The sequence below is a fragment of the uncultured Psychrobacter sp. genome (genome assembly GCF_947488565.1).
GTDB lineage: Bacteria > Pseudomonadota > Gammaproteobacteria > Pseudomonadales > Moraxellaceae > Psychrobacter > Psychrobacter saeujeotis.
The window spans coordinates 633,923-658,899 of the sequence record NZ_CANKZC010000002.1 but is presented as its reverse complement, the minus strand read 5'-3'; the positions used below and the strand labels follow the sequence as shown (position 1 = coordinate 658,899).

Sequence of the window (24,977 nt, the reverse complement as noted above, 5' to 3'; positions counted from 1 at the left end):
ATGAATAACCTCTTACACCTCTCCAAAACAGCATGGTAGTCTTATGAAATTCTCAAAGTTCGGTCAAAAGTTCACCCAGCCTACGGGCATCTCACAATTGATGGACGATTTGGGTGATGCGCTAAAAAGCGATCAGCCAGTCAACATGCTGGGCGGTGGTAACCCTGCCAAAATTGACCCTGTTAATGAGTTGTTTCTAGAGACCTATAAGGCGCTGGGTACGGACAATGATACAGATGAAGCAAATAGCAGCGCGATTATTAGTATGGCGAACTACTCTAATCCGCAAGGGGACGCCGCCTTTATCGATGCCTTGGTTGGCTTTTTCAACCGTCATTATGATTGGAACCTCACCTCAGAAAACATCGCCCTGACCAACGGCTCACAGAATGCGTTTTTCTATCTGTTTAATCTGTTTGGCGGTGCTTTCGTTGATGAAAACAGTCAAAATAACGAAAACGAATCTATCGACAAATCCATTCTACTGCCATTGACTCCTGAGTATATCGGCTATAGTGATGTACATGTCGAAGGTCAGCATTTCACCGCCGTATTGCCACATATCGATGAGGTGACGCATGACGGCGAAGAAGGCTTCTTTAAATATCGTGTGGATTTTGACGCGTTAGAAAACTTGCCCGCGCTAAAAGAAGGTCGTATCGGGGCGATTTGCTGCTCACGCCCGACCAATCCGACGGGTAACGTACTGACCGATGACGAAATGGTACATTTATCCGAGATTGCGGCGCGCTATGACATACCGCTGATTATTGACAACGCCTATGGTATGCCCTTCCCCAATATTATCTACTCTGACGCGCAATTAAGCTGGGATAACAATACCATTCTGTGCTTTAGCCTGTCCAAAATCGGTCTGCCTGGTGTGCGTACCGGTATCATTGTCGCCGATACGAAAGTGATCGCAGCGGTCAGTGCCATGAATGCGGTGGTTAATCTAGCACCGACACGCTTTGGTGCAGCGATTGCCACACCATTGGTAGAAAACGATCGTATCAAGCAGTTATCTGATAATGAAGTTAAGCCGTTTTATCAGCAGCAAGCAAAACTCGCTGTAAAGCTATTAAAAGAAGCTTTGGGTGATTATCCGCTGGTGATTCATAAGCCTGAAGGCGCGATATTTTTCTGGTTATGGTTTAAAGGTTTGCCCATTACCACGGTTGAGCTGTACGAGCGTCTCAAAGAAAAAGGCACATTGATTGTGCCAAGCAAATACTTCTTCCCTGGTGTCGATGTTAGCGATTATCAGCACGCGCACGAGTGTATTCGCATGAGTATCGCCGCCGATGAGCAGACGCTGACGGATGGTATTAAGGTGATTGGCGACGTAGTACGCGAGCTGTATGATGAGGCCAAAAAATAAGATTAGTTGCTAAAATCATAAGCTCAAATAGCAAAATAAAAAACGGACTGTTTAATAGTCCGTTTTTTTATGGCGTTTGGTCAATGAGGCAGGTTTATTGGCTGGTCGAAAGATGACTGTCCACTTATTTAATGCATGTAGCACGTAAGGGACTAAGCAAGTATTCACCAAATCATGAAAACTTGCCTTGATATCTACCATTCCTAATGCAAAAAACCCTCTTGGTCTAATGATATGACGGTTGTCCAAATACTCACCCAATAGAGCGACACCCGTCACCACGATTAATGCGATGAATGATCGAATACCTTGCTTTTTGATAATAGGCAGCAGTATGAGTAGACAAAGCAGATAGACGCCGACGCCAACATAAATATGCAGCGCATCTTTGGCCAATCCTGTTATGTCGATGATATCAATTTTAAAGGCGGTAAAGTCCACTGAGATATTCCAAGTATAAGCGAGCAGAAAATAATTGAGCGTATCATTAAACAACGATAACTAAAAATGAATAATAAAAATAATGGATAACAAAAAGGGCAGATTATACAAACGATAATCTACCCTATTCTGAAGCAAGTATGCAATTTATGTTTACTACCTCTCTACACATCCCACTCGACGAAATTTTTTAACAACTGCAAGCCTGCGGTGTGGCTTTTTTCTGGATGGAACTGGGTGGCAAATAAGTTGTCTTGGATGATGCTGGCGCAAAATGGCTGCCCATAGTCACATACCGCCGCCACTTGTGCGCTATCGGCTGGGGCGCAGTAATAGCTATGTACAAAGTAAAAATGTGCGTTGTCCGCAATACCATTCCATAACGGGTGGCTAGTATCCATCTCCGTAATAGTATTCCAGCCCATGTGCGGCACTTTAATCGTCGCGCCTTGCTCATCCGTCCACGCCGGGTCAAAGGCTTCTACCGTGCCATTTAAGATGCCCAAACAGTCCGTGCCACCATTCTCCGCCGACTGCTCAAACAACGCCTGCATGCCCACACAGATGGCCATCACAGGCTTGTTAAATATCGCATCACGCACGACCTCATCGATGCCCGCTTCATGCATACCAATGATGCAATCGCGCATGGCACCGACGCCAGGGAAAACGATTTTGTCGGCAGCAGCGACGACTTTTGGATCGTTGGTGATAGAGACGTCTGCACCTACCGCTGATAGTGCTTTGCCAGCTGAGTGCAAATTACCCATGCCATAATCTAATAATACAATTTTAGTAGCTCTACTCATCTAGAACGCCTCTTTGGTCGACGGCAAGGTATTCAATGCCCGCTCATCATATTCACAGGCCATACGCAGCGCACGAGCAAAAGCTTTAAAAGTAGATTCAATTTGGTGATGGCTGTTTTTGCCTTTAAGATTATCCAAATGCACGGTCATCCACGAGTGGTTAACCAAGCCATAGAAAAACTCACTAAATAAATCGACATCGAAAGTACCCACGTGCGAGCGCGTAAACGGAATGTCCATGTGTAGCCCTGGGCGACCTGAAAGATCGACAACCGCACGGGTCAATGACTCGTCGAGTGGCGCGTAAAAATGCCCATAACGACGGATGCCTTTTTTATCGCCTAGGGCTTTATTGAATGCCTGCCCAAGGGTAATGCCCGTATCTTCGACGCTGTGATGATCATCGATGTAAGTATCGCCAGTACATTTAATATCTAAGTCAAACAAACCATGACGCTTAATCTGATCAATCATATGATCTAAGAATGGCACGCCAGTATCGACAATTCCTTGACCGGTTCCATCAAGATTAACTGTGCAAGTGATTTGCGTCTCAGCAGTATTGCGCTCAACGGTGGCCGTGCGTGCTGGGCGGCCGTGTAGATTTAAGTTTGAATCAGTTGTCATGGCTACTCTCTATCAATGAAAAGCAAACAATAAAAACAGGCCTAAAAAAGCCCGACGGGGTCCGAATGTGAGAACGATAAAACACAAATAGTCAAAAAAGCTAGTTATCATTAATAACGTTAAAAAATAATAACCTTATCATAGCAAACCCTACCATTTACCGCCATGACCACGCGTTAAACCACGTACAAAATCATCCTATTCTGCTAAAATACTGTATCAAGTTTTATCAATCATGATTACCCACGTCCCATCAAGCAATGCTATATCAAATAATAGCAATAGGAATTTGTCATGCCTTTAGAAGCCATCGCTATCAATAGTTTGGACGCGCCCCTTATCAAAAAACCTGCCCGCGACAATGAGCTGTCTGAGCGCTTGCACGCCTTGTACGATAGCGATGATACGCAGCCTAGTGGCGTAGAAGTATTAAATATCGTTGCGCAAGGTTTTAAACGTGGGCAATATTTATACGTCGGTATGTTTAATGATAAACCTATCGCCGCTGTTGCCTGCTTCGATGACGGGCAAACCAATGCCAAGCGCTTGCAGTATTTGACCGTACACCCGCAAAATAAAGGCCGCGCCATTGATGCCAAGTTTATTAAATTGGTCTATGATGCTGAGGTTAAAAAAGGTGTTCGTGAGTTTGTTCCTGTTGATACAGACATTCATCGTATTATGAGCGAGTATGAGCTACTGCGTGTTAAAGAGTGAGCAAAAGTAACATTGTCTTTATTTTGACTGCTTATACCCACCCATTTTTAAGCTTTTCTCATAATTATGCAAAAATAGCTTGACAGCAACGCGTATATTTAGTTTAATAGCGACCTCAACGAGACGGCTCGATAGCTCAGTAGGTAGAGCAACGGATTGAAAATCCGTGTGTCGGCAGTTCGATCCTGCCTCGAGCCACCATTCGTTTGACGAATTCTAAAAAGCCCCGAACAGCAATGTTTGGGGCTTTTTTTATGTTTAATTTTTGGTTCGATCTATTCTTGATACAACCGGCCGCGTAAGAGCAGCTGACAGCGCTCGCGTGAATCCAAATCATAAATCGTGGCACGGTAATCAATACCGTGACGCCCTTCAAAAAATATCACCCGATCGCCCACTGCTAAAAAACAAGACGTACGGGCATCATAGATAAAACCATCAATCACGAATGCCAAATCACGATCTATCTCGCTCACGGTATAACTCTCACCTTGCGGTATCAAACGCTCAAACCACGCGCTATGAGCACTATTAGTGCTTAGCACACTTCCAAGTAGCAGCGCTGATAGTATGAATGCGCGCTTTAATGACATCGTAAAAGTCGGGCTGGCTAAACTGCTTTTATTTACGATATTTTTACTAACTGTCATGACATCTACCTGCTGAGGACTGCTCAATGGTTGTTTCTACTAATGACGCTTCTCATGCTAAACACTTACTGTCACGGTTGCATAACATTTTTGTGCTGTTTTTTAGACCGCTGTGCTCAGTATACTCGATAGTATTGATAATGATAAATTTGACAGCTGAATACTAAAAAAACGACTATAAATAAGGAAAGACTATGAGAGAGTTTGATTATGATTTGGATTATAAAAACCTAGATCTGCGTGCACAGCCTGAGCTGTATCGCGTCGGTCGCGGTGAACAAGGCGTATTACTGGTAGAACCTTATAAGTCCGAAATCCTACCGCACTGGCGCTTTGCCACGCCTGATATTGCGACAGAAAGCAGCGAAACTATTTATCAGATGTTTTTAGATTATCTGGCGGATGATGACTTTGTCGGTGCAGATATGGCGCGCAAATTTATCCAAATGGGCTATACCCGCGCCCGTCGCTACGCCAATCATAAAGGCGGCAAAAAGTATAAGGGACCAGTACCTGATGATAAAAAAGGCCAAAGCGGGGCTCATGGGCGCGAAGAGCTACCACGGCAAGAGGAAGATCCAGTTAAAGCAGAATCTGCCCGTATTTTTAAACAAAAATGGGATGAATGCCGCGAAAACGAAACCTATCTAAAGATGAAAAAGGAACACCGCGCGCGCTATAAAGAGGCTGAATAGCATATGTTAAAAGTCAGCTATTAAAAACCCCAGTAACAGTTAGTTTTAATGGTTTGCTGTGCTATGGTAAGACAGAACGAAAACCTAAAATTTAAATCTAATAACTTAAAAAACGAATGCAATACTTCTAGTAGCGAGGAATAATGGATAAGCAACTGTTAATTTTTGATTTCGATGGCACCTTAATTGATAGTGTGCCAGATTTGGCTGATGCGACCAATGCGATGCTAACCACCCTCGGTAAAGAAACCTACTCTCTTGACACCATACGCAATTGGGTCGGCAATGGCTCAAGAATGCTGGTCGAGCGCGCGTTAGTAGGCAAAATAGAAGTCTTAGAAGGCGAGCTGACGATCGAGGAAGCCGATCACGCAGAGCAAGTATTTTTTGAGGCTTATAACAATATTAGCGGTAGCAAAACCGTCGCCTACCCAGATGTAGACAGCGGACTAAAAAAACTAAAAGCCGCAGGCTATACGTTGGCATTAGTGACCAATAAGCCCATTCGTTTCGTCCCCAAAATCCTGCAAACCTTTGGCTGGCAAGACTTATTTAGTGCCGTGCTCGGTGGTGATAGCTTATCTCTCAAAAAGCCTGATCCTGCGCCATTATTACACGTCTGTGAGGCACTAGATGCTACTCCAGATCAAGCAGTCATGATTGGTGATTCAAGAAACGATATATTAGCCGGACAAAATGCCAAGATGGACACCCTTGGGCTATCTTATGGTTATAACTACGGGCAAGACATTCGGGAGCTAAATCCTACTCGAGTATTTGATGACTTTGCTACCTTGGTTGAATACCTTTTGAAGAATTAAGCTTTAGTGTATTTACAACATTTAAAACACTAAGCAAATAACCCTTTACCCTACGCACTTGCATTCTGCAAAGAGACCTTCGATATGACCGTACCCAGCGATATTGCCATCGCCCAAAATGTTACCTTACAGCCCATCAATGACATTGCACACAAACTTGGTTTATCAGCCACTCATATCGAACCTTACGGACATTATAAGGCAAAAATAAATCCAGCCGATGTGTTTGCCATGCCAGCTAAGGCCAAGCAGAGCAAGTTGATACTGGTCACTGCGATTAATCCAACACCCGCCGGTGAAGGCAAAACCACGGTCACCATCGGCTTGGCAGATGCTTTAAACCGCATACATAAACAACAAAACAGCGCTGAGAGAACGGTGGTTGCCATACGTGAGCCATCCATCGGTCCAGTATTTGGGATTAAAGGCGGCGCAGCTGGTGGCGGTTACGCGCAAGTACTGCCCATGGAAGATATCAACCTGCATTTTACCGGTGACTTTCACGCGATTGGGGCGGCAAATAACCTACTGGCAGCGCTATTAGACAACCATATCTATCAAGGTAATGCGCTCAATATCGATCCAAAACAAGTATTCTGGCGTCGGGCAGTCGATATGAATGATCGTCAATTGCGCAATATTATCAGCGGCATTGGCAAAACTACTGATGGCGTGATGCGTGAGGATGGTTTTGATATTACCGTTGCTTCTGAAGTGATGGCTATCTTTTGCTTAGCGACAGACTTGAACGATTTAAAACAACGTTTAGGCAATATCTTAATAGCGTATAACAAAGACAAACAGCCAATCTACGCCAAAGACCTCAATGCTCATGGGGCGATGGCCGTACTCCTAAAAGAAGCTATCAAGCCAAACTTGGTACAGACGATTGAGGGCACGCCTGCCATCGTCCACGGTGGCCCCTTTGCCAATATCGCCCATGGTTGTAACTCGGTCATTGCGACTCGCGTTGCCATGCATTTGGCAGACTATACCCTTACTGAGGCGGGCTTTGGCGCTGACCTTGGTGCGCAGAAGTTTTGTGACATTAAGTGTCGCTTATCAGGATTGACGCCTGATGCAGCCGTTATCGTCGCCACCATTCGAGCGTTAAAATATAATGGTTGTGTCGCTAAAGACAAGCTAACTGATCAAAACTTAATCGCACTTGAGCAAGGCCTGCCAAATTTAATGAAGCATATCGAAAATATGCAAGAAGTCTACGGACTGCCCGTAGTCGTCGCCATTAACCAGTTTGTCAGTGATACGGACGCTGAGGTTGAGTTGGTACGGCAAGCTTGCCTAGCAAAAGGTGTGGAAGTTGCCTTAACGCAAGTATGGGAGAAAGGCGGCGCGGGCGGTGAAGAATTAGCACACTCTTTAATTAAGCTGCTTGATGATAACAGTCATAAACCCAGCCAATTTCGTTTGGCTTATGACAGTGACAACAGCATTGCAGATAAAATTCGCACGATTGCACAGCGCATCTATGGGGCAGACGATATTGATATTAGTAGTCTGGCCGAGGCCAAAATACGCCGCCTAGAAGCATTGAATCTTGATAAGATGCCAGTGTGTATCGCCAAAACCCAGTATTCGCTTAGTGATAATGCCAAACTACTTGGTCGACCTACAGGCTTTGATATTCATGTGCGCGATATCAGTATCTCTGCTGGCGCAGGGTTTATCGTGGTCATTTGCGGCCCTATCATGAAAATGCCCGGCCTGCCTAAAACCCCTTCTGCTGAGCATATTGATTTAGACGATGCGGGTAATATCACGGGGCTGTTTTAATTCAATAATAAACTACTTACTACGATAACTCAGCGCCTCAGACACGTGGGCGCTGGTAATATCGATACTATCGGCAAGATCAGCGATGGTACGCGCCACTCGCAACACTCTATGATAACCACGGGCAGATAAATTTAAGCGTTGCTGTGCCATCTGTAATAACTGCTGTTCGCCCTCGCCTAACTGAATATACTTGTCAATCTCGCTTGGGCTCAGCTCATTATTTACTTTTTGTTGCCGCTGTAATTGCTGCTTATGCGCAGCGGCTACTCGCGTGCGTACTTGTTCGGAGCCTTCGCCAGCTTGGGCATTTTGCAGGTCTGCTATCGGTAATGCTGGCACGGTAATATGTAGATCAATCCTATCTAGTAGCGGTCCTGATAACTTGTCTTGGTAACGCTTAATCTGTTCAGGTCGACAACGACAACGGCCTGTTCCGTCACCATCGTAGCCGCACGGGCAAGGATTCATCGCCGCCACCAATTGAAAGTTTGCCGGAAAGGTCATTTGCGAGTTAGCACGGCTAATCGTGATTTGCTTGGCTTCTAGCGGCTGACGCAATACTTCTAACACGGTACGATCAAATTCTGGTAATTCGTCGAGAAACAAAACGCCTTTATTGGCAAGTGTAATCTCACCAGGTTTGGGGCGTGAGCCACCACCGACCAACGCCACCGCTGATATGGTGTGATGCACTTGTCTAAATGGCCGTGTGCCATAATCGTAGTCGCTATCTGCAACGGAATAGGTGCTCGCCACTTCTAACGCATCCTCATCACTTAGATCCGGCATGATAGTCGGCAGCCGTGATGCCATCAATGTTTTGCCTGAGCCAGGCGGCCCTGTAAATAACAGCGAGTGACCACCAGCGGCGGCAATCTCTAGCGCGCGCCTAGCATGATGCTGACCTTTGACATCTGCCAAATCTACTTTATAACCTGTATGCTGCTGTGTTGGTTTAGACTGGACCACCTCTAAATGCGTATCTGTAGCACTAGGGTCTGTTAGCGATTGCAGATGATCACAGACAGCCTTTAAGTTTTGGGCGGCCAATATCGTAACGCCATCGACACGGCTAGCTTCAGCGCCATTATCAATCGGTACGATTAACGCTGCGGTTTGTGGTTTTTGGCGTTGCTCATTCAGTGGTGGCTCACTATTTTTTGACGACTTCGATACTTTTGACGATTTTAAAGCCAACGCTTCCGCTTTTATCGCGCGTGCGACTGCTAAGCTGCCTGTCACCTGCCGAAGCTCACCATTCAGTGCTAGCTCACCGATAAACTCAAACCCTGACAGTGACTCTGGATCAATCTGATCGCTGGCTGCCAAGATACCGATAGCAATCGGTAAATCTAGCCTAGCACCTTCTTTAGGCAGGTCTGCTGGGGCTAAGTTAATAGTCAAACGGCGATTGGGAAATTGAAATCCTGAATTAAGAATGGCTGAGCGCACTCTATCTTTACTCTCGCGTACAGCAGCTTCTGGCAAACCTACAATGGTCAATGCTGGCAGGCCTTGGGACAAATGTACTTCAATAATGACTTTGGGAGCATGTAGGCCCACGACCGAACGGGTATAAACTTGAGCAAACGACATCGGCGTTTCCTAATATAGAGAGCCATTAATCATAAAGTATTATTAACCAACGCGCAAATGTCGTGTTTTATCACTGGTGTAGATGACCGATGTTGTTATATGATGAGTAAATGCTCTTATATTTAGCGTTGGCTGATTGGTACAAGATGGCCATCAGTATTAAAGAGCATTGGCAATAAAAGGATTTTATTGATCATATAAAGCTCGATAATTATTGTTTTTAACGGCTTTATACACACCAACTAACCATGGATGGATAAGCTTATGAGCATTGATATGCTTAATCAGCGTGTGCCTAGGCTCGCGCTACTCACAGTCGCAGTTTCTTTTGGGCTGTCTGGGTGTTTTGGCGACGACGATGACGACTTTACGATTTCTCAACCAACTTACTCCGTAGACATTCAGCGTACCGAGTTCGGTATACCTCATATCACTGCCAATGATTATAAAAGTCTCGGCTACGGGGTAGGCTATGCTTTTGCCGAGGACAACCTCTGCTCACTAGCACGTGAACTGGTGGTCGCTAGTGGTGAGAGTATGCGGTATTTAGGTGATCAAGGTAACTTAGCTAACGATGTATTTTATACATGGTACAACTCTCCTGAGCGACGTGCTGAATTCCTAGCGGCTCAAGATCCTGAAACTATCGATGCGGTAACAGGTTATGCGGCAGGATATAGCAGGTACTTACGCGATACAGGAGCTGCCAATATCGACCCCGCTTGTGCCAATGCTGAATGGGTCCGAGAAATCACTACTGATGATTTATTGACAGTTTATGGCAAAGCCAACCTGCGCGGTGGACTCTCTAATTTTGTCGGCGCTATCGCAGCAGCTGCACCGCCAGCGCAAAATGTAGTGATGGGCAGCTCAAGAATGAGCAGTGCTGCGACAAACCCAGTAGCCGAATCCGCACCTGAATTCGATATGACAACGATCAACGTCTTAAATGGCGGTAGTAATGCTTATGCCTTTGGTAGCGATGTGACTGGTACCGACAAGGGTATTCTTTATGGTAACCCGCATGAACCATGGAGCGGTGTTCAGCGCTTCTATGAGTTTCATCTGACTATGCCAGGTAAACTGGATGTGATGGGGGCGGCCCAACAAGGTCAGCCCTTTATCAATATCGGTTTTAACAAAGATGTGGCATGGAGTCACACGGTTTCTACCGCCAAACGCTTTACCCTTTATCAGCTAAGCTTGGTAAACGGTGACCCGATGAAGTATAACTATCTAAATAGCGACGGTATGCTTGAGCAGCGTGATATCGAAGAAGTTGAGGTAACCGTTAAGTTGCCAGATGGCGGGGAACGCGTTGAATCGTTATATGTGTCTCACTATGGACCTATGTTGAATGCCAAAGCGCTAAACGGTCAACTGCCTGGTTGGGGGGACGCAAGCAATGTAGCCTATACTATTCGTGATGCAGCTTCTGAAAATCCCCGCGCGCTCAATCAGTGGCGTAGTATGAACATGGCAACTAGCGTTGAGGACTTAAAAGATAGAATGCAAAACATTCTAGGCCTAGGGTTTGTCAATACCATCGCAACCGACCGTTACGGTAAAGCACTGTATGCAGATATCTCAACCGTGCCTAATGTGACCGCAGAAAAACTAGCAACCTGTAGTGCTAATGCTGGTCCCGCTCTTGGCGCTTTAATAGCAACAAACTTACCTGCGCTCAATGGTAGTACTGCCGCTTGTGAATGGGGTAATGATGCAGATTCACCGCAAGCAGGTATCTTTGGCGGCTCAAATTTACCGTTCTTAATTCGTGATGACTATGTGCTTAACTCAAATGATTCTTATTGGCTGAGTAATGCAGATAAGCCCCTAACAGGATTTTCACCGTTATTGAGACGTGAGTTATTACCTCTCTCTGAAGATGCCTCGCCATTGTCTCCACGTACTCGTATGGCCTTTACTCAAATATTCGATCGATTGGATAATACGGATGGTCTAGGCGGCACTACTTTCAATCTTGATAATATGCAAGAAGTTGTCTACGGCAATCGCAGTTATGGTGCTGAATTGGTACTGGATGATGTTTTAGACGATTGTCAAGCTGCTCCGACCTTGCCTCTAACTGGTGGTGGTACCATCGACGCTACTCAAGCTTGTACTATCTTGAGTAACTGGGATCGTCGTAATAACCTTGATAGCCAAGGCGCTCATGTTTTCAGAAAATTCTGGACCAACTTTGAGTTTAGTAGTTATGCAGGATTTAAAACTCCATTTGATAAAAATGATCCTATCAATACCCCTCGTGACTTAATCATCAACGACAAAACGCATACTGCTCTAGGCGACGCTATCAACTATTACAATAGTAAAAATATTGCACTTGATGCCACGCTTGCCGATTTACAGTTCGTCATTGATGAAGGCACAAACGGTGAGAAAATCTCAATGCATGGTGGCTTCGGAGGCGAAGGCATCTTCAATGTCGCAAGCTCAAGTCAAAACGACGATGGCACTTATGGCCCAATCACCCACGGCCCCACTTATATGCAAGCGGTAACCTTTGATAGTAAAGGTCCCGTTGTAGAGGCGCTATTAGGTTATTCACAAGCTTCAGATACGACGCGACCTTATCATCGTGATCAAACGCGTCGTTACTCTGCTAAGGACTGGATACGCATGCCTTTTAGCAAAACTGAGATCAACAATCAGGCCGTAGGTAATGTGATTCAATTAAGAGAATAAATATCACCCAAATTTAACCGAATAAAAAAGACCTTAGATGAATTCTAGGGTTTTTTTATTGAAAAAAATAAGCAATATTTAAAATACTAAAAAATCCATTAAGCTCCCCACTGCGAGTAAGGATTTGTTATACTAGCGACTGTTCACTTATCTGTAAATAACGCAATAAACAATCCTCTTATCTATCGTCTTTTTAGATAAAATGAGTACAAAACGCGCTACTAAAATAAATTACTAATCGATGTTTGCGTCGTTAGCGGTTAACTCTACAACAGTTAACCATACTATAGTCAAAACGAGGAGTGTCGCATGACGGATCATTCAAAACAAAACATCCAGCAGCCTTATAATCATGCTAACGAGCAGCCGACTACAGTACGCCCTGTCATGCAGCCAGATAATCCGTACGCCAGTACGCGCGGCAGCATTACCAGCAAACAGCTACCCGCATTCGATGAAGCGATGATCAATAAATACAATCGCTCAGGGCCACGCTATACTTCTTACCCGACCGCGTTAGAGTTCTCACCGATGCCAGAGGATCTTGAAACAAAAATTTTGCAAAACCGTGAAGCTCGTGCTCCATTATCCCTATACTTTCATATTCCATTTTGTCGTCACCTTTGCTACTACTGCGCCTGTAATAAAATTATCACCAAAAAAAATAGCGACTCAGGTGATTATCTACAATATCTCATCAAAGAGATTAAACATAAACGTCGCTTATTGGCTGTGCCAGATGGTAGTGATAAACCACTGGTTAAGCAGCTACATTTAGGCGGTGGTACGCCAACCTTCCTAAGTGACAAAGAGATGGTACAATTGTGGGAGTTTTTGCAGACCCAGTTTGAGTTTTTACCTGAAGATGAAGGCGACTACTCTATCGAGATTGACCCACGTGAGTTGAGTGGCGAGACCTTAAAAGTATTGCGCAGCCTTGGTTTTAACCGAGTCAGCTTAGGCGTACAAGACTTAGACGAGACCGTACAAATCGCGGTCAATCGTGTGCATTCAGCAGAATTGATTGAAAACGTACTCACTGAAGCGCGTGAATTGGGTTTTCACTCTATTAATATTGATCTAATTTATGGTCTGCCGCATCAAACGCCTGAGACTTTCGAGAAAACTGTCCACCGTATCATCGAGATGTCACCAGATCGTCTGTCGGTATTTAACTATGCGCACCTGCCAGAGCGCTTTAAAGCTCAGCGTCAAATTAAAGATGAAGACCTGCCAGATCCAGCGGCTAAGCTCACTATGCTTGGCAATACCATTAATACACTGACTGAGGCGGGCTATCAATATATCGGTATCGATCACTTTGCCAAGCCTGATGACGAGTTGGCTGTCGCACAGCGTGAAGGCAAGCTGCATCGTAATTTTCAAGGGTATACCATCATGGGCGACTGTGACTTGCTAGGCTTTGGCGTTTCATCTATCAGTCAAATTGCCAATGCCAATACCCGCTACATCCTACAAAACGATACCGATCTACAAGCCTATCAAGCTAGTATCGAGGCTGCACAGAGCAACCCTGCTGTTATGCCAGCGGTAAAAGTTATCAAAACCTCTATTAAAGATCGCTTGCGTGAATATGTCATCATGAACCTACTCTGTCACGATTATATTGACTTTAAAGACGTCAATCAAAAATTTGGTATTGATGCTATTACTTATTTTATTGAGGAAATTCAACAATTGGGTGAGATGCAAAAAGATAGGCTTGTTGATATGGACGCCGCTGGCATTCGTGTATTACCAAAAGGTCGCCTGCTTGGTCGTAACGTGGCCATGGTATTCGATGAATATCTTGAGACAAAACATAAAGATCGCTTTTCAAAAGTCATCTAGGCTCATGAAACATAGAGCCAATTATCAGCTATAAAAAAAGACCTCACTCGAGGTCTTTTTTATGACATTGTAAAAGTCTTTGTGCAGTTACACTTTTAACTTATCACCAACCATACCTTTTACGGTACTTAAGATATCTGCTGGCAATACCACCATTTTTGAGTTGTCAGATTCAGCCAACTGACGAATCGACTTGATATATTGTTCACCAAGTAAGTAGACAATGGGCATCTCTTCATCACCCATAGCAGCGGTGATAAGACGGATGGACTCCTCTGAACCTTTAGCAAGCACGACTTGCGCTTCAGCATCACGGCGTGACGCTTCTAGGCGCCCATCGGCTTCTAGGATAGCTGCTTGCTTTTGACCATCAGCACGGGTCACTGTTGCACGGCGTAGACGCTCTGCCGCTGCTTGCTCTTCCATCGATGCTTGCATGGTCGAAGAAGGATTGATGTCTTGGATCTCAACTGTCTTTAGGGTAATACCCCAGTCGGCAATGTCTTCTGAGATCGCTTGCTTGAGTAGTGCTTTGATCTCATCGCGACTAGATAACGCATTGTCTAAATCCATCTCACCGATGATCGAACGTAAGGAAGTCTGTACCAAATTACGGATACCATGCTCATAATCTTCGATACCGTAGACCGCCTTGTCTGGGCGCATGATATTGATATAAGCCACCGCGTTTGCGATGATGACCACGTTATCGCGAGTAATGACTTCTTGTGAGGGAATATCGAGCACTATGTCTTTAGTCGTGACCTTATAAGCAATTCTATCCACAAAGGGGATAATGAGACTAAAGCCAGGCTCTAGCGTTTGCTGGTACTTACCCAAACGCTGCACCACCCACTTGTACCCCTGCGGTACGATACACACGCTTTTGAAAACGGTAAAAATGACTAGGGCAATTAATACAACCATCACAATACTAAGACCATTCATACTGTTTATGATACTGTTCATAACACTCTCCTTGAACCATTGCTATAAATGGAGCAGCAACGTCCTATTTATTTAATATTTACAACGCTAGTGTATCGTATGGTATGACAAATAATGACTATGATAAAAAGGAGATAATATTCTATGCTACTAATTAAATGTGAATAATCAAACCGTCCGATAAATTATTTATCCATAAACTTTTTTTTCAAGCGATCTCTATCAAGACCGGGTTTATTGAGGTTTAGCCTACCAACCTTTGCTTTGGCTGCAACAGAAGGACTCTCAACAGTAGGAGCGATGTTGGGGCGATTGACCGCTTGAGCTTCTATGCGCCTAGTTGGTGCAACAATCAGCTCATTACCGCTTATATCTGTCACCACAACCCGATCACCCACTTCAACAGACTCATCACTGACTCGGCACGCCCATTCATCTGCCCCCACAATTGGTACATTAAATCGTACCACACCTAACTTTCCTGCTTGCGGTTTGACTATAATCATACCAGTTTCACCAATGATAACCCCGCCGCCCAATCCAGCTTTGGTACGGTCTACTGACAATGGCTTGATATACTTAACCCATGCAAACATGAACAATACTGATAACCCCAACCAGATGATAACTTGTAATATCAATGGGACAGGTAGCAGCCATGATAAGGCAGCAACGATAACGGCAGCAGCTCCAAACCAAAGGCTTGCAAAGGTGGGAATAAATATCTCGGCAATCATCAATAAAAAGCCCAATACCAGCCAGTGCCAAGGTTCAATCATCCAAATAGTCTCAATCATCAGCGTATCCTCCTTTGCAGTTCTGACTTTTAATGTAGCACACTTTGATGATAAATAATCTCTTAAAAATCAATATGATACCATTAGTTATGATTATTGATAATATACCAAACAAAATTTTATAATAAAAGTTATAGCCAAAAAAAACGACCACATAAAGTGATCGTTTTTTATTTTTATAGTAGTAACTTAAGCATGCATTAGAACTTTAAATGTGCGCCTACTGTCATAAGGTCAGCATCACTACCAGTGACGGCATATTCAGCTTCAACGTTGAAATCTTGGTTGATTGCATAGCCTAGACCTACGCCACCTGCAAGACTGGTGTCATCATCTGAGAAAGAACGACGTACTCCTGCAGTTGTATAATCGCCTTCTACTTCTGTTTTAGCAATACCTACTTTACCTTTGGCATATAAGGCAGTATTTGGGAAAGCATAACGGTAAGTACCATAGGCGCCATAGGTTTTGGCATCAATGTCACCATTTCTATAATCTGCATCGTCTGAACCTACATACTCAGCTTCAATACCAAAGTTAGGATCAAAGTTGTAACCACCGTAGACACCATATGCAGTAGGATCATCAGCACCATTGACGTCTAGATCAAATTGACCAACTTTTACACCGACATACGGTTGACCAGTATAGCCATTGCCATACGACACGGCAGCTTGTGCACTTACGCTTAATAAAGAACCAGCTGCTAGTGCAAGTAATGTTTTTTGTAAGGCTTTCATTATTATCTCCTTCGAACAAAATTGACAAACAAGTTAGTTATTAGTGTTGGCTGTTATAGCCATATCGCCTTGTTTGCTAACGATGAAGATATAGTAACAAACTATTTCTTACACTCTGTCAGTGTTTAACGGTACGAGAGTTAAGATTTGAAAGTGTTTGTCATCATCTGGGTTACAAACCCCATTATATGAAATTTTTTGTTACAACTAGCGTTTTTGTGCAATAATTCTTACTCATTACTTGAATAAAGAAGCCAGAAAATCAGAGGCAGAGCAAAGGAATAACCGTATATGACAAGTTCTATCATAGAGCAATTGCGTGACACACTAACGCATCTGAAGTCTCAACAGCAATATCGACATCTGCCAAACCTAGAGCATCGGGGACGCTACGTTATACACAATGGTCATACGCTGCTTAATATTGCCAGTAATGACTATCTTGGGTTGGGCAGTGATGGTGAGTTGCAAGCTGAATTTTTCAGTCAATTAGAAGCGTTGTCAGCAGTACAACTGCCTAAGATGAGTGCAACTTCGTCACGGTTACTCACGGGAAACGACACCCAGTTGCAAGCGTTAGAGTCTGAAATGCAAGCGTGGTATCACACTGCCGTGTGTCGCCAAGATATGCCCACTCCAAAGTCTGTATTGGTATTGAACAGTGGTTATCATGCCAATATTGGGATCTTGCCAGCGTTGACCACTCTACCCGTCAACACGCTTGTGTTGGCAGACAAACTGGTACACGCGAGCATCATTGACGGTCTACGTCTGAGCCAAAGCAAACTTGTCAGCTATCGCCGCTACCGTCATAACGATTATGAACATTTGGCCAAATTCATTGAACAAGCAGGGTCTGATGTTGAGCGCATCATTATCGTTACTGAAAGCGTTTTTAGTATGGATGGTGACCGTGCGGACTTGCCTCAATTGGTACGATTAAAGGCTAAAGATGCACGCATTGAGCTATATGTCGATGAGGCGCACGCTATCGGTGTGTTAGGTGAAACGGGCTTAGGACTGGCAGAAGAAACAAAAACATTAGCAGACATTGACTACTTGGTTGGTACCTTTGGCAAAGCCTTTGCCTCAGTCGGGGCTTATATGATGTGTGATGATGTCGTCAAACAATGGCTGATCAACCATATGCGTCCTTTAATATTTAGCACCGCCCTACCCCCAATCAACCATGCATGGACACGCTTTATTTTAGCAAAAATGCCAACACTTAATGACCAACGCAACCACTTAGCCAAGTTATCTACAAAAATTAGCCAAGCCATCAATCAGTCACAGCAAACAACGCCTATCCGTCAAAATGTAACCTATGAGTCACCTATTGTGCCTTACATATTAGGGGACAATGCGCGCACGATTGCCAAAGCACAGCAGTTACAAGCAGCAGGATTTTATGCGCTGCCTATTAGACCGCCTACGGTTCCTGCCAACACTGCTCGTATTCGTCTGGTTATGAATGCCAAGCTGACAAGCGAGGATTGTGAGCAGTTAATACAACAATTATGATTTAGAAGATACTGAGGTTTGGCAGATATTTTACTCTAGTTGGTTCAAGATAACTTAGTAAGAAGAAAATTGAGTAAAAGTATGCTCAAACCATCTCTGTCTTTTATGATATTGACGATATATAAAATAATAATCGACTTAATTGGATGTACTAAGCCATATGGAAATACTTGCCACACCTGCTCGTTTTAGCAGCAGAAAACAAACCATCGCTCGCCATTTTGCTAGTGCGTGTGACTATGACCAGCATGCTCATATTCAGCAGCAAGCATGTCAATCTTTACTGGCTAATATTGCTTATGATAAACAAGATAGTGTATTAGAAATTGGCGCAGGTACTGGCCAAATGACACGCCTACTAGCTGCATACATTCAAAGCAAGTATTGGCTGATCAACGAGTTATGTACTGAGCAGACAGCGACCTTGCAATCCATCCTTCCTGATGCTCAGATAGTCATTGGTGATGCCGAAACCTTAGACTTTAAAGGCAAGCATAGCTTGATAGTGAGTGCCAATGCGGTGCAATGGTTTAATAATCCGCTGAGCCTTGTCATGCAGTCGGCACCTCGATTAAAGGCTGGTGGCCAGCTACTGTTTAGCACTTTTACCGCCAATAACTTTTTGCAAATTAAGACGCTCACCAACCAAGGGCTTTACTATCCAGAAACGAGCGAGTGGCAGCTAGCATTAACTCATGCTGGCTTTGAGAGAATCGTACTATCAACTCAGCGTTTTGATCTACTGTTTACAACCCCTTATGCAGTATTAAAACATATGAAACTGACAGGAGTGTCGACCAACCAAACGCAATCAGTCAACGCTCAACCTTTTAAGTGGACAAAAGCGCGTTTACAACAATTTGAGCGAGACTATTGGCAGCATTTTTCGGCAACAGATGAAGAGGGTCAGCCTTGTGTCAGCTTGACTTATGAAGTACTGATCGTGAGTGCTTTTAGAAATTAATCTTATAATCTATAGCAGCAATGTTAAATACAGTAGCAATGCTAAAATCATAGTCAAAAAAAAACGCACCCCGAAGGATGCGTTTTTTCATTTAACTTTTTTTATTTAACTACTTATCAATTTGTATTGACTCTACCATTTTCAAAAACATGAGTAGCAAGGGAAACGCGCGTAAGTACTACATTGAGTAGACTAAGCGAGTTTGACGGCTAATCGCGTTTTTAGGTTTGGTATTATTTTTTGTCTTCGTCTACTTCAGTAAACTCAGCATCGACTACATCATCATTGGCTTGGCTTGCATCCGCTGATTCAGTTTCTTGCTGGAACTGACCTGGGTCCATACCTTCTGCACCTGCGCCAGCCTCACCGTAGATCTTTTGGCTGATTGGCAAGAAAGCATTGTCTAACGCTTCAAGCTTGGCTTTGATGTCATCATGATCATCTTCTTTGGTCGCCGTTTCAAGCTCAGAGATAGCCGCTTCTACTGATGATTTTTCTTCGTCAGTGACTTTATCTTCTGCTTCTTTCAATGCTTTTTGAACCGCATGGATACGACCATCAGCTTCGTTACGCACTTGTGCTAAGTTGGCAAACTTCTCGTCTTCAGCAGCATTTGCTTCTGCGTCTTGTACCATTTGTTCGACTTCTTCATCAGACAAACCAGAATCCGCTTTGATCTGAATACTTTGTGCTTTACCAGTCCCTTTATCAGTCGCTGAGATATTCATGATACCGTCGGCGTTGATGTCAAAGGTAACTTCGATTTGCGGCAAGCCACGTGGTGCTGGTGGAATGTCTGTCAAATCAAAACGGCCAAGCTGTTTGTTTTGATTAGCGATTTTACGCTCACCTTGATAGACCTGAATCGTTACTGCTGGCTGATTGTCTTCAGCTGTTGAGAATACTTGTGATTTCTTAGTCGGAATCATCGTGTTCTTCTCAATGATTGGCGTCATCACACCGCCCATCGTTTCGATACCAAGTGTCAATGGTGTCACATCAAGCAATAGGACGTCAGTTTTGTCGCCAGACAATACGGCACCTTGAATAGCAGCACCTGCAGCTACCGCTTCGTCAGGGTTCACATCTTTACGTGGCTCTTGACCAAAGAACTCTTGTACTTTTTTCTGTACTAGTGGCATACGTGTCTGACCACCGACTAAGATTACATCGTCGATATCGCCAACTTTGATACCAGCGTCTTCAAGAGAAATCTTACAAGGACCCATGGTACGCTGAACCAGCTCTTCAGTTAGGCTCTCAAGTTTCGAGCGACTGATGGTCACTACCAAATGCTTAGGACCACTGCTATCAGCAGTAATGTAAGGCAAGTTCACTTCAGTGCTTTGCGCACTTGATAGCTCAATTTTTGCTTTCTCTGCTGCTTCTTTTAGACGCTGCATCGCAAGAGAGTCACCTTTTAGGTTCACGTCTTGCTCTTTTTTGAATTCAGCGACTAGGTATTCGATCAAGGCTGAGTCAAAGTCTTCACCACCAAGGAATGTATCACCATTGGTCGCTAGTACTTCAAACTGCTGCTCGCCATCAACATCAGCGATTTCGATGATTGATACATCAAAGGTACCACCGCCCAAGTCATATACGGCAACGGTGCTGTCGCCTTGTTTTTTATCCATACCATAAGCAAGTGCAGCGGCGGTTGGCTCGTTGATAATACGCTTGACGTCAAGACCAGCGATTTTACCCGCATCTTTGGTTGCTTGGCGCTGTGAGTCATTAAAGTAAGCTGGAACAGTAATAACTGCTTCACTCACGCTCTCACCAAGATAGTCTTCGGCTGTTTTTTTCATTTTTTTCAAGATTTCAGCAGAAACCTGTGGCGGCGCTAATTTTTTACCATTCACTTCAACCCACGCATCGCCATTATCTGCTTTAGCGATTTTGTATGGCACCATGCCGATGTCTTTTTGTACCACTTTGTCATCGAAACGACGACCAATCAAACGCTTGATTGCAAACAAAGTATTACTTGGATTGGTCACTGCCTGACGCTTTGCTGATTGACCAACAAGCGTTTCGTCGTCTTTATAAGCGACGATAGATGGTGTTGTACGTGTACCTTCAGCGTTTTCAATAATCTTAACGCTATCGCCTTCCATTACAGCGACACATGAGTTAGTGGTTCCTAAATCAATACCAATTACTTTACCCATAATTAATTACTCCAAATTTATTCTAAATTACTGTTTATAAAATTGTTGCTTACCCATACTAGGCGTCTAAATAACTGCACTATATTACCGGTTTGAGTACTGGTTCAAGTTGCTGATATAAGCCACTAGTTTTAAGGTATCAGACCTTAAGTGGTCACTTGTTGCTTTATATCGGTTTGTGTTTGTAGTTTTTCAAGTCAATGACAGTACAATAACTTGGTTTTGTGTGAAGTTTTGTGAAAATCCTTACTTTTAATAAGGCTTATCCCTATTTCGACTCTACTTACTGACCAACACGTACCATAGCTGGACGCAATAGACGACCGTTTAAACTATAGCCTTTTTGCAATACTGTACCAACGGTGTCCGCTTCAGCGTCAGCATCTATACCGACTGCTTCATGAAAGTCTGCATTGAATTTTTCGCCTTGTGGATCGACCACTTCTACGCCATGTCTATTAAGGACCGCAAGTAGCGCTTTATGAGTCAACTGCACGCCTTCAGTCACTGGGTCATTATCAGTAGCGCTCTCAATAGCGCGCTCTAAATTATCGACGATCTCTAGTAAATCTTTGGCAAATTTTTGTAGGGCGAATTTTTTACTTTTATCGGTTTCTTGTTCCATACGCTTTTGCGCATTATAAGCTTCAGCATTGGCACGAGCCGTCCCTTCTTTGGCTTGTTTTACTTCACCTTCAAGCTCAGCAATACGTGCATGAAAAGCATCGATATCAATATCGTTTTTAACTGTATTGTCTGCGCCTGAGTTGTTTTCTGGATCAAATTCGTTCATGGTTTCCTCTAAAAGGCTTTCTTCACGCTCAATATTACTCTGAGCCGCCTTTGGATCATTGGTATCAAACTCATGATTGGGTGCTTGTTCAGTCATAATAGCTCCTTATGATTTTAGTAATGGTGCTTAAACTTAATATAAAATAAAACCGTAAAATCTAGATTTCTTATAAATAAACGTTCAATACAATTGTATTCTGATAGCTGCTTGATAAAGACCCTAAGCATAAATTTCAAGCCTAAATGAGATGAATTTTTGGCTTTTGATGAAATAATGAGTTTTCACAGATAAAGACTCGCATAAAGGACGTTAAAAACCAGCAGCAAACAGGTGCGTGACATCATAGGTTTGATAACTACAACCAAGCTACCTGCTATAAGTTGTTTTTCTTTTTACTAAATTCGCTAAGGAATACTATGCCTGTTTTACCAACGCCATCTGTCAATGTACTGGTGAATAATATTGCTACTATCATAAAAGCGCTGCGCAACCGAGCAAACAGTGAGGCGCCAAAAGACGGCTCACTAAACGTCAGTAATCTGTCAATTAGTCATCTAAACCGTCGCCACTCTAAAGATACTCTCCACTTGACAGCACGCTATCAAAAGCATGCCTTACACCACATGCTAAAAAGTCTTGGCTATCTACCAACGCCCTTACTTGAAAAGTTAAATGCACTTGTTAATGGTGCAGATATTCAGAAATATCCCCATGCTGATGCTCACATGCGCTTGATTATAGCGCTAAACAATAAGCTTAAACGTCCGTTAAGTATGGATAGTTTGCCGACACTGCGTCACAAATTTGCAGCCGATGCAGTCGCTATGCAAGCGCCAGACGTCTGGCAACAGATAGACAATCAGTCAAGGCTGCCGATTGCGCTCAACACAAAAACTCGTACACAAGGCAAGGCAGAAACTGGCGCAGTGGTGCGCTGGCAAGATGACATAATAGCGAACGCTGACGGCGATGATATGACGGTACGCTGCTACCAACAGCATAAACAAGGTGATGCCAAAACAAACATCGACAAAACAGTTATGTTGTTCTTTCATGGTGGCGGGTTTTGTATTGGCGATATTGATACTCATCATGAGTTTTGTCATACAGTCTGCAGACAAACAGGCTGGTCTGTGGTCAGTGTCGACTATCGATTGGCGCCAGAGCACGCTGCTCCGATCGCTCTTAGAGACTGTCTGGCTGCTTATGAATGGCTAGCTGAGCACTGCCCTACTTTGGGTGCATTGCCATCGCGTATTGTATTGTCAGGTGATAGTGCTGGCGGTTGCTTGGCCATCTTGGTCGCCCAGCAGATCACTGCGCCAGACGCTACGCAATGGCTCAATCTAGAATTAGATGCAGAAGATATCATTAGTAAGTTGCAAGACTTGCCTAGTCCACTTGCCCAGCTGCCTCTTTATCCTGTCACCGATATTGAGGCAACTTACCCTAGCTGGGCATTATACGGTAAAGGGTTATTGCTCGATTACAATGATGTGGAAGTGTTTGACACCGCCTACATGCAACATAGTACTTTGACAGGCTCACATCCGCTTACTTCACCCATGCACGGTAATAACACGCATATGTGTCCTAGCTACATTGTGGCGGCTGAATTAGATATCTTACGTGATGAGGCTCTCGTTTACGCTGACCAATTACAAGATAGTCGTATCGCGACTAAGACCTACACTATGCTAGGCGCGCCGCATGGCTTCATTCATTTAATGAGTATTCATAAAGGTGTTGGTCGTGAAACGACTGATATTATTAATGAGTTTGCCAGCTTTGTCCGCCAACTACTTACCGCTAAGAGTGATTAACCAAATCTCTGAGCGTGAGCCCAAGCGAAAAGGGATACCCCAAAAACCATAGCCGGATGACACCACAAAGTGTCCTTTGCCAATGGCTTCATAACCGTAACCTAGACGGTTAATCGAATTGACGATAAAATTAGCGGGAAATACTTGTCCATTATGAGTATGTCCTGACACTTGTAAATCAACGGGCAGCTGGCTATGTTCAACGATATCGCTAGGGCGATGGTCTAGTAATATGATGGGCTCATCTATATTTACTTGCGCCAGTAGCTTTGTCGTCGCTACGCGCGCACGTTTATGATTATCAAAACGGCCAACCAACCAAATCGGTTGCCCTTGATGCGTCAAGCAGACTACATCATCGTTTAATAAATGCACGCCAGCGTGACGCAGAGACTGACTAATGGGCTGCTCATGCCCGTATAAATCATGGTTGCCCAACGTTGCATAAACCCCATAAGGAAGACTGGCACATAGTTCAGTTAAGTTTGCCTGCATATCGTAGGCAATAAATGCGTCGGTATTGTCATCCATAATATCGCCTGGCATCAGCAATATATCTGCCTCAGACTGGATGACGAGGCGATGTAGCCTATCTATTGCACCGCTACCAAACAGTCGACCAATATGTAGATCACTGGCGACCGCGATACGTAATTGCCCTACCATCGGTTTGTTGATATGAATCGTTTTTTTGCGCACAACAGGTATATAGGCGCTATATAAAGCATAAATAAACAAACCGATAAAGATAAGCAGAGCAAGTACTCGCAGCCCCATTGTTATTACCAAAGCATTAAGAACACGGTAGTCAGTAAAGGTTACTATTAACCAATAACCTCCGTATAACAGGCTGGTCAGCAGCGCGGTTAATACCATAAAGTGCATGAATAACATCCAACCACTGACCCAGCGATAGCTATTGGCAAACACCCTTTTTACACTCAGTAGCAGCAAGCCATTGGTAATAGCAAATATAGCAATCCATATGGAAATTTGTAGCGCAGGATTTATCAAAGGCTGTAACCACCACTGTAAGCTTAGCGCCGCTCCCAAACTAAAAAGCTGCAACAGTACAAAAATAGTGATAAAAAACGCGTTGCGCATGAGTAATTCCAGAATG

General features: G+C 43.9%; 20 protein-coding genes, 1 tRNA gene and 1 pseudogene. 11 read left to right on the top strand and 11 right to left on the bottom strand.

Annotated elements, in window-relative coordinates; all coding sequences use genetic code 11:
• The first annotated feature begins 43 nt into the window (after positions 1 to 43).
• Complete coding sequence (locus Q0890_RS07065; protein WP_299218916.1) at positions 44 to 1,381, top strand: valine--pyruvate transaminase; 1,338 nt, start codon at positions 44 to 46, stop codon at positions 1,379 to 1,381.
• Between the two features lie 51 nt (positions 1,382 to 1,432).
• Here the strand turns inward: Q0890_RS07065 and Q0890_RS07060 are convergent, their stop codons facing one another.
• From Q0890_RS07060 to hisB, 3 genes are all read right to left on the bottom strand, one after another.
• Positions 1,433 to 1,822, bottom strand: coding sequence for a hypothetical protein (locus tag Q0890_RS07060; protein WP_299218914.1), 390 nt, complete (start codon positions 1,820 to 1,822; stop codon positions 1,433 to 1,435).
• A 164-nt stretch (positions 1,823 to 1,986) separates the two neighbouring features.
• Positions 1,987 to 2,631: an imidazole glycerol phosphate synthase subunit HisH gene (hisH, locus tag Q0890_RS07055; protein WP_299218912.1), complete on the bottom strand. Its 645-nt coding sequence runs from the start codon at positions 2,629 to 2,631 to the stop codon at positions 1,987 to 1,989.
• A complete protein-coding gene (gene hisB / locus Q0890_RS07050; RefSeq protein ID WP_299218910.1) occupies positions 2,632 to 3,258 on the bottom strand; it encodes an imidazoleglycerol-phosphate dehydratase HisB in 627 nt (208 codons plus the stop codon). It abuts the gene before it with no gap.
• 294 nt (positions 3,259 to 3,552) lie between these two features.
• On the opposite strand from hisB, the gene Q0890_RS07045 reads away from it, so the two are divergent.
• Both Q0890_RS07045 and Q0890_RS07040 read left to right on the top strand, forming a co-directional pair.
• A complete protein-coding gene (locus Q0890_RS07045; protein WP_299189281.1) occupies positions 3,553 to 3,975 on the top strand; it encodes a hypothetical protein in 423 nt (140 codons plus the stop codon).
• A 125-nt stretch (positions 3,976 to 4,100) separates the two neighbouring features.
• Positions 4,101 to 4,176, top strand: a tRNA-Phe gene (locus Q0890_RS07040).
• A 74-nt stretch (positions 4,177 to 4,250) separates the two neighbouring features.
• Here the strand turns inward: Q0890_RS07040 and Q0890_RS07035 are convergent.
• On the bottom strand, positions 4,251 to 4,625 hold the full coding sequence (locus Q0890_RS07035; RefSeq protein ID WP_299218909.1) for a hypothetical protein: 375 nt from the start codon (positions 4,623 to 4,625) through the stop codon (positions 4,251 to 4,253).
• Between the two features lie 194 nt (positions 4,626 to 4,819).
• Between Q0890_RS07035 and Q0890_RS07030 the strand changes: the two genes are divergently transcribed.
• The 3 genes from Q0890_RS07030 (at position 4,820) to Q0890_RS07020 (ending at position 7,935) form a co-directional block, all read left to right on the top strand.
• Positions 4,820 to 5,320 carry a DUF4385 domain-containing protein gene (locus Q0890_RS07030; RefSeq protein ID WP_299218907.1) on the top strand — a complete coding sequence of 167 codons (501 nt, stop codon included), beginning with the start codon at positions 4,820 to 4,822 and terminating at the stop codon, positions 5,318 to 5,320.
• Between the two features lie 143 nt (positions 5,321 to 5,463).
• Positions 5,464 to 6,141 carry a phosphoglycolate phosphatase gene (locus Q0890_RS07025; protein WP_299218905.1) on the top strand — a complete coding sequence of 226 codons (678 nt, stop codon included), beginning with the start codon at positions 5,464 to 5,466 and terminating at the stop codon, positions 6,139 to 6,141.
• Between the two features lie 84 nt (positions 6,142 to 6,225).
• A complete protein-coding gene (locus Q0890_RS07020) occupies positions 6,226 to 7,935 on the top strand; it encodes a formate--tetrahydrofolate ligase (protein ID WP_299218903.1) in 1,710 nt (569 codons plus the stop codon).
• A gap of 12 nt (positions 7,936 to 7,947) precedes the next feature.
• Here the strand turns inward: Q0890_RS07020 and Q0890_RS07015 are convergent, their stop codons facing one another.
• A complete protein-coding gene (locus Q0890_RS07015) occupies positions 7,948 to 9,534 on the bottom strand; it encodes a YifB family Mg chelatase-like AAA ATPase (protein WP_299218901.1) in 1,587 nt (528 codons plus the stop codon).
• A gap of 264 nt (positions 9,535 to 9,798) precedes the next feature.
• Between Q0890_RS07015 and Q0890_RS07010 the strand changes: the two genes are divergently transcribed.
• On the top strand, positions 9,799 to 12,243 hold the full coding sequence (locus tag Q0890_RS07010) for a penicillin acylase family protein (RefSeq protein WP_299218899.1): 2,445 nt from the start codon (positions 9,799 to 9,801) through the stop codon (positions 12,241 to 12,243).
• 309 nt (positions 12,244 to 12,552) lie between these two features.
• Positions 12,553 to 14,094 carry an oxygen-independent coproporphyrinogen III oxidase gene (hemN, locus tag Q0890_RS07005; protein WP_299218897.1) on the top strand — a complete coding sequence of 514 codons (1,542 nt, stop codon included), beginning with the start codon at positions 12,553 to 12,555 and terminating at the stop codon, positions 14,092 to 14,094.
• An 87-nt stretch (positions 14,095 to 14,181) separates the two neighbouring features.
• Here the strand turns inward: hemN and Q0890_RS07000 are convergent, their stop codons facing one another.
• From Q0890_RS07000 to Q0890_RS06990, 3 genes and pseudogenes are all read right to left on the bottom strand, one after another.
• Positions 14,182 to 15,042 (bottom strand): SPFH domain-containing protein, encoded by an 861-nt coding sequence (locus tag Q0890_RS07000; protein WP_058369799.1) that lies wholly within the window; start codon positions 15,040 to 15,042, stop codon positions 14,182 to 14,184.
• 341 nt (positions 15,043 to 15,383) lie between these two features.
• Positions 15,384 to 15,839: pseudogene (locus Q0890_RS06995) on the bottom strand (NfeD family protein); the annotation flags it as partial.
• 200 nt (positions 15,840 to 16,039) lie between these two features.
• Positions 16,040 to 16,579, bottom strand: a complete 540-nt coding sequence (locus Q0890_RS06990; RefSeq protein WP_299218895.1) for a porin family protein — start codon at positions 16,577 to 16,579, stop codon at positions 16,040 to 16,042.
• A 291-nt stretch (positions 16,580 to 16,870) separates the two neighbouring features.
• Between Q0890_RS06990 and Q0890_RS06985 the strand changes: the two genes are divergently transcribed.
• Together Q0890_RS06985 and Q0890_RS06980 are read left to right on the top strand one after the other, a co-directional pair.
• On the top strand, positions 16,871 to 18,103 hold the full coding sequence (locus Q0890_RS06985) for an 8-amino-7-oxononanoate synthase (protein WP_299218894.1): 1,233 nt from the start codon (positions 16,871 to 16,873) through the stop codon (positions 18,101 to 18,103).
• 160 nt (positions 18,104 to 18,263) lie between these two features.
• Complete coding sequence (locus tag Q0890_RS06980) at positions 18,264 to 19,067, top strand: methyltransferase domain-containing protein (protein ID WP_299218893.1); 804 nt, start codon at positions 18,264 to 18,266, stop codon at positions 19,065 to 19,067.
• Between the two features lie 233 nt (positions 19,068 to 19,300).
• Here Q0890_RS06980 and dnaK read toward each other — a convergent pair whose 3' ends face one another.
• Both dnaK and grpE read right to left on the bottom strand, forming a co-directional pair.
• Positions 19,301 to 21,241, bottom strand: coding sequence for a molecular chaperone DnaK (dnaK, locus tag Q0890_RS06975; RefSeq protein WP_299218891.1), 1,941 nt, complete (start codon positions 21,239 to 21,241; stop codon positions 19,301 to 19,303).
• 283 nt (positions 21,242 to 21,524) lie between these two features.
• Positions 21,525 to 22,130 (bottom strand): nucleotide exchange factor GrpE, encoded by a 606-nt coding sequence (gene grpE, locus Q0890_RS06970; RefSeq protein WP_299189304.1) that lies wholly within the window; start codon positions 22,128 to 22,130, stop codon positions 21,525 to 21,527.
• A gap of 320 nt (positions 22,131 to 22,450) precedes the next feature.
• Between grpE and Q0890_RS06965 the strand changes: the two genes are divergently transcribed.
• Positions 22,451 to 23,857, top strand: coding sequence for an alpha/beta hydrolase (locus Q0890_RS06965; protein WP_299218889.1), 1,407 nt, complete (start codon positions 22,451 to 22,453; stop codon positions 23,855 to 23,857).
• Here the strand turns inward: Q0890_RS06965 and Q0890_RS06960 are convergent.
• Positions 23,834 to 24,961 (bottom strand): metallophosphoesterase, encoded by a 1,128-nt coding sequence (locus tag Q0890_RS06960; RefSeq protein WP_299218887.1) that lies wholly within the window; start codon positions 24,959 to 24,961, stop codon positions 23,834 to 23,836. The two genes, Q0890_RS06965 and Q0890_RS06960, sit on opposite strands and share 24 nt — an antisense overlap.
• Positions 24,962 to 24,977: the final 16 nt, after the last annotated feature.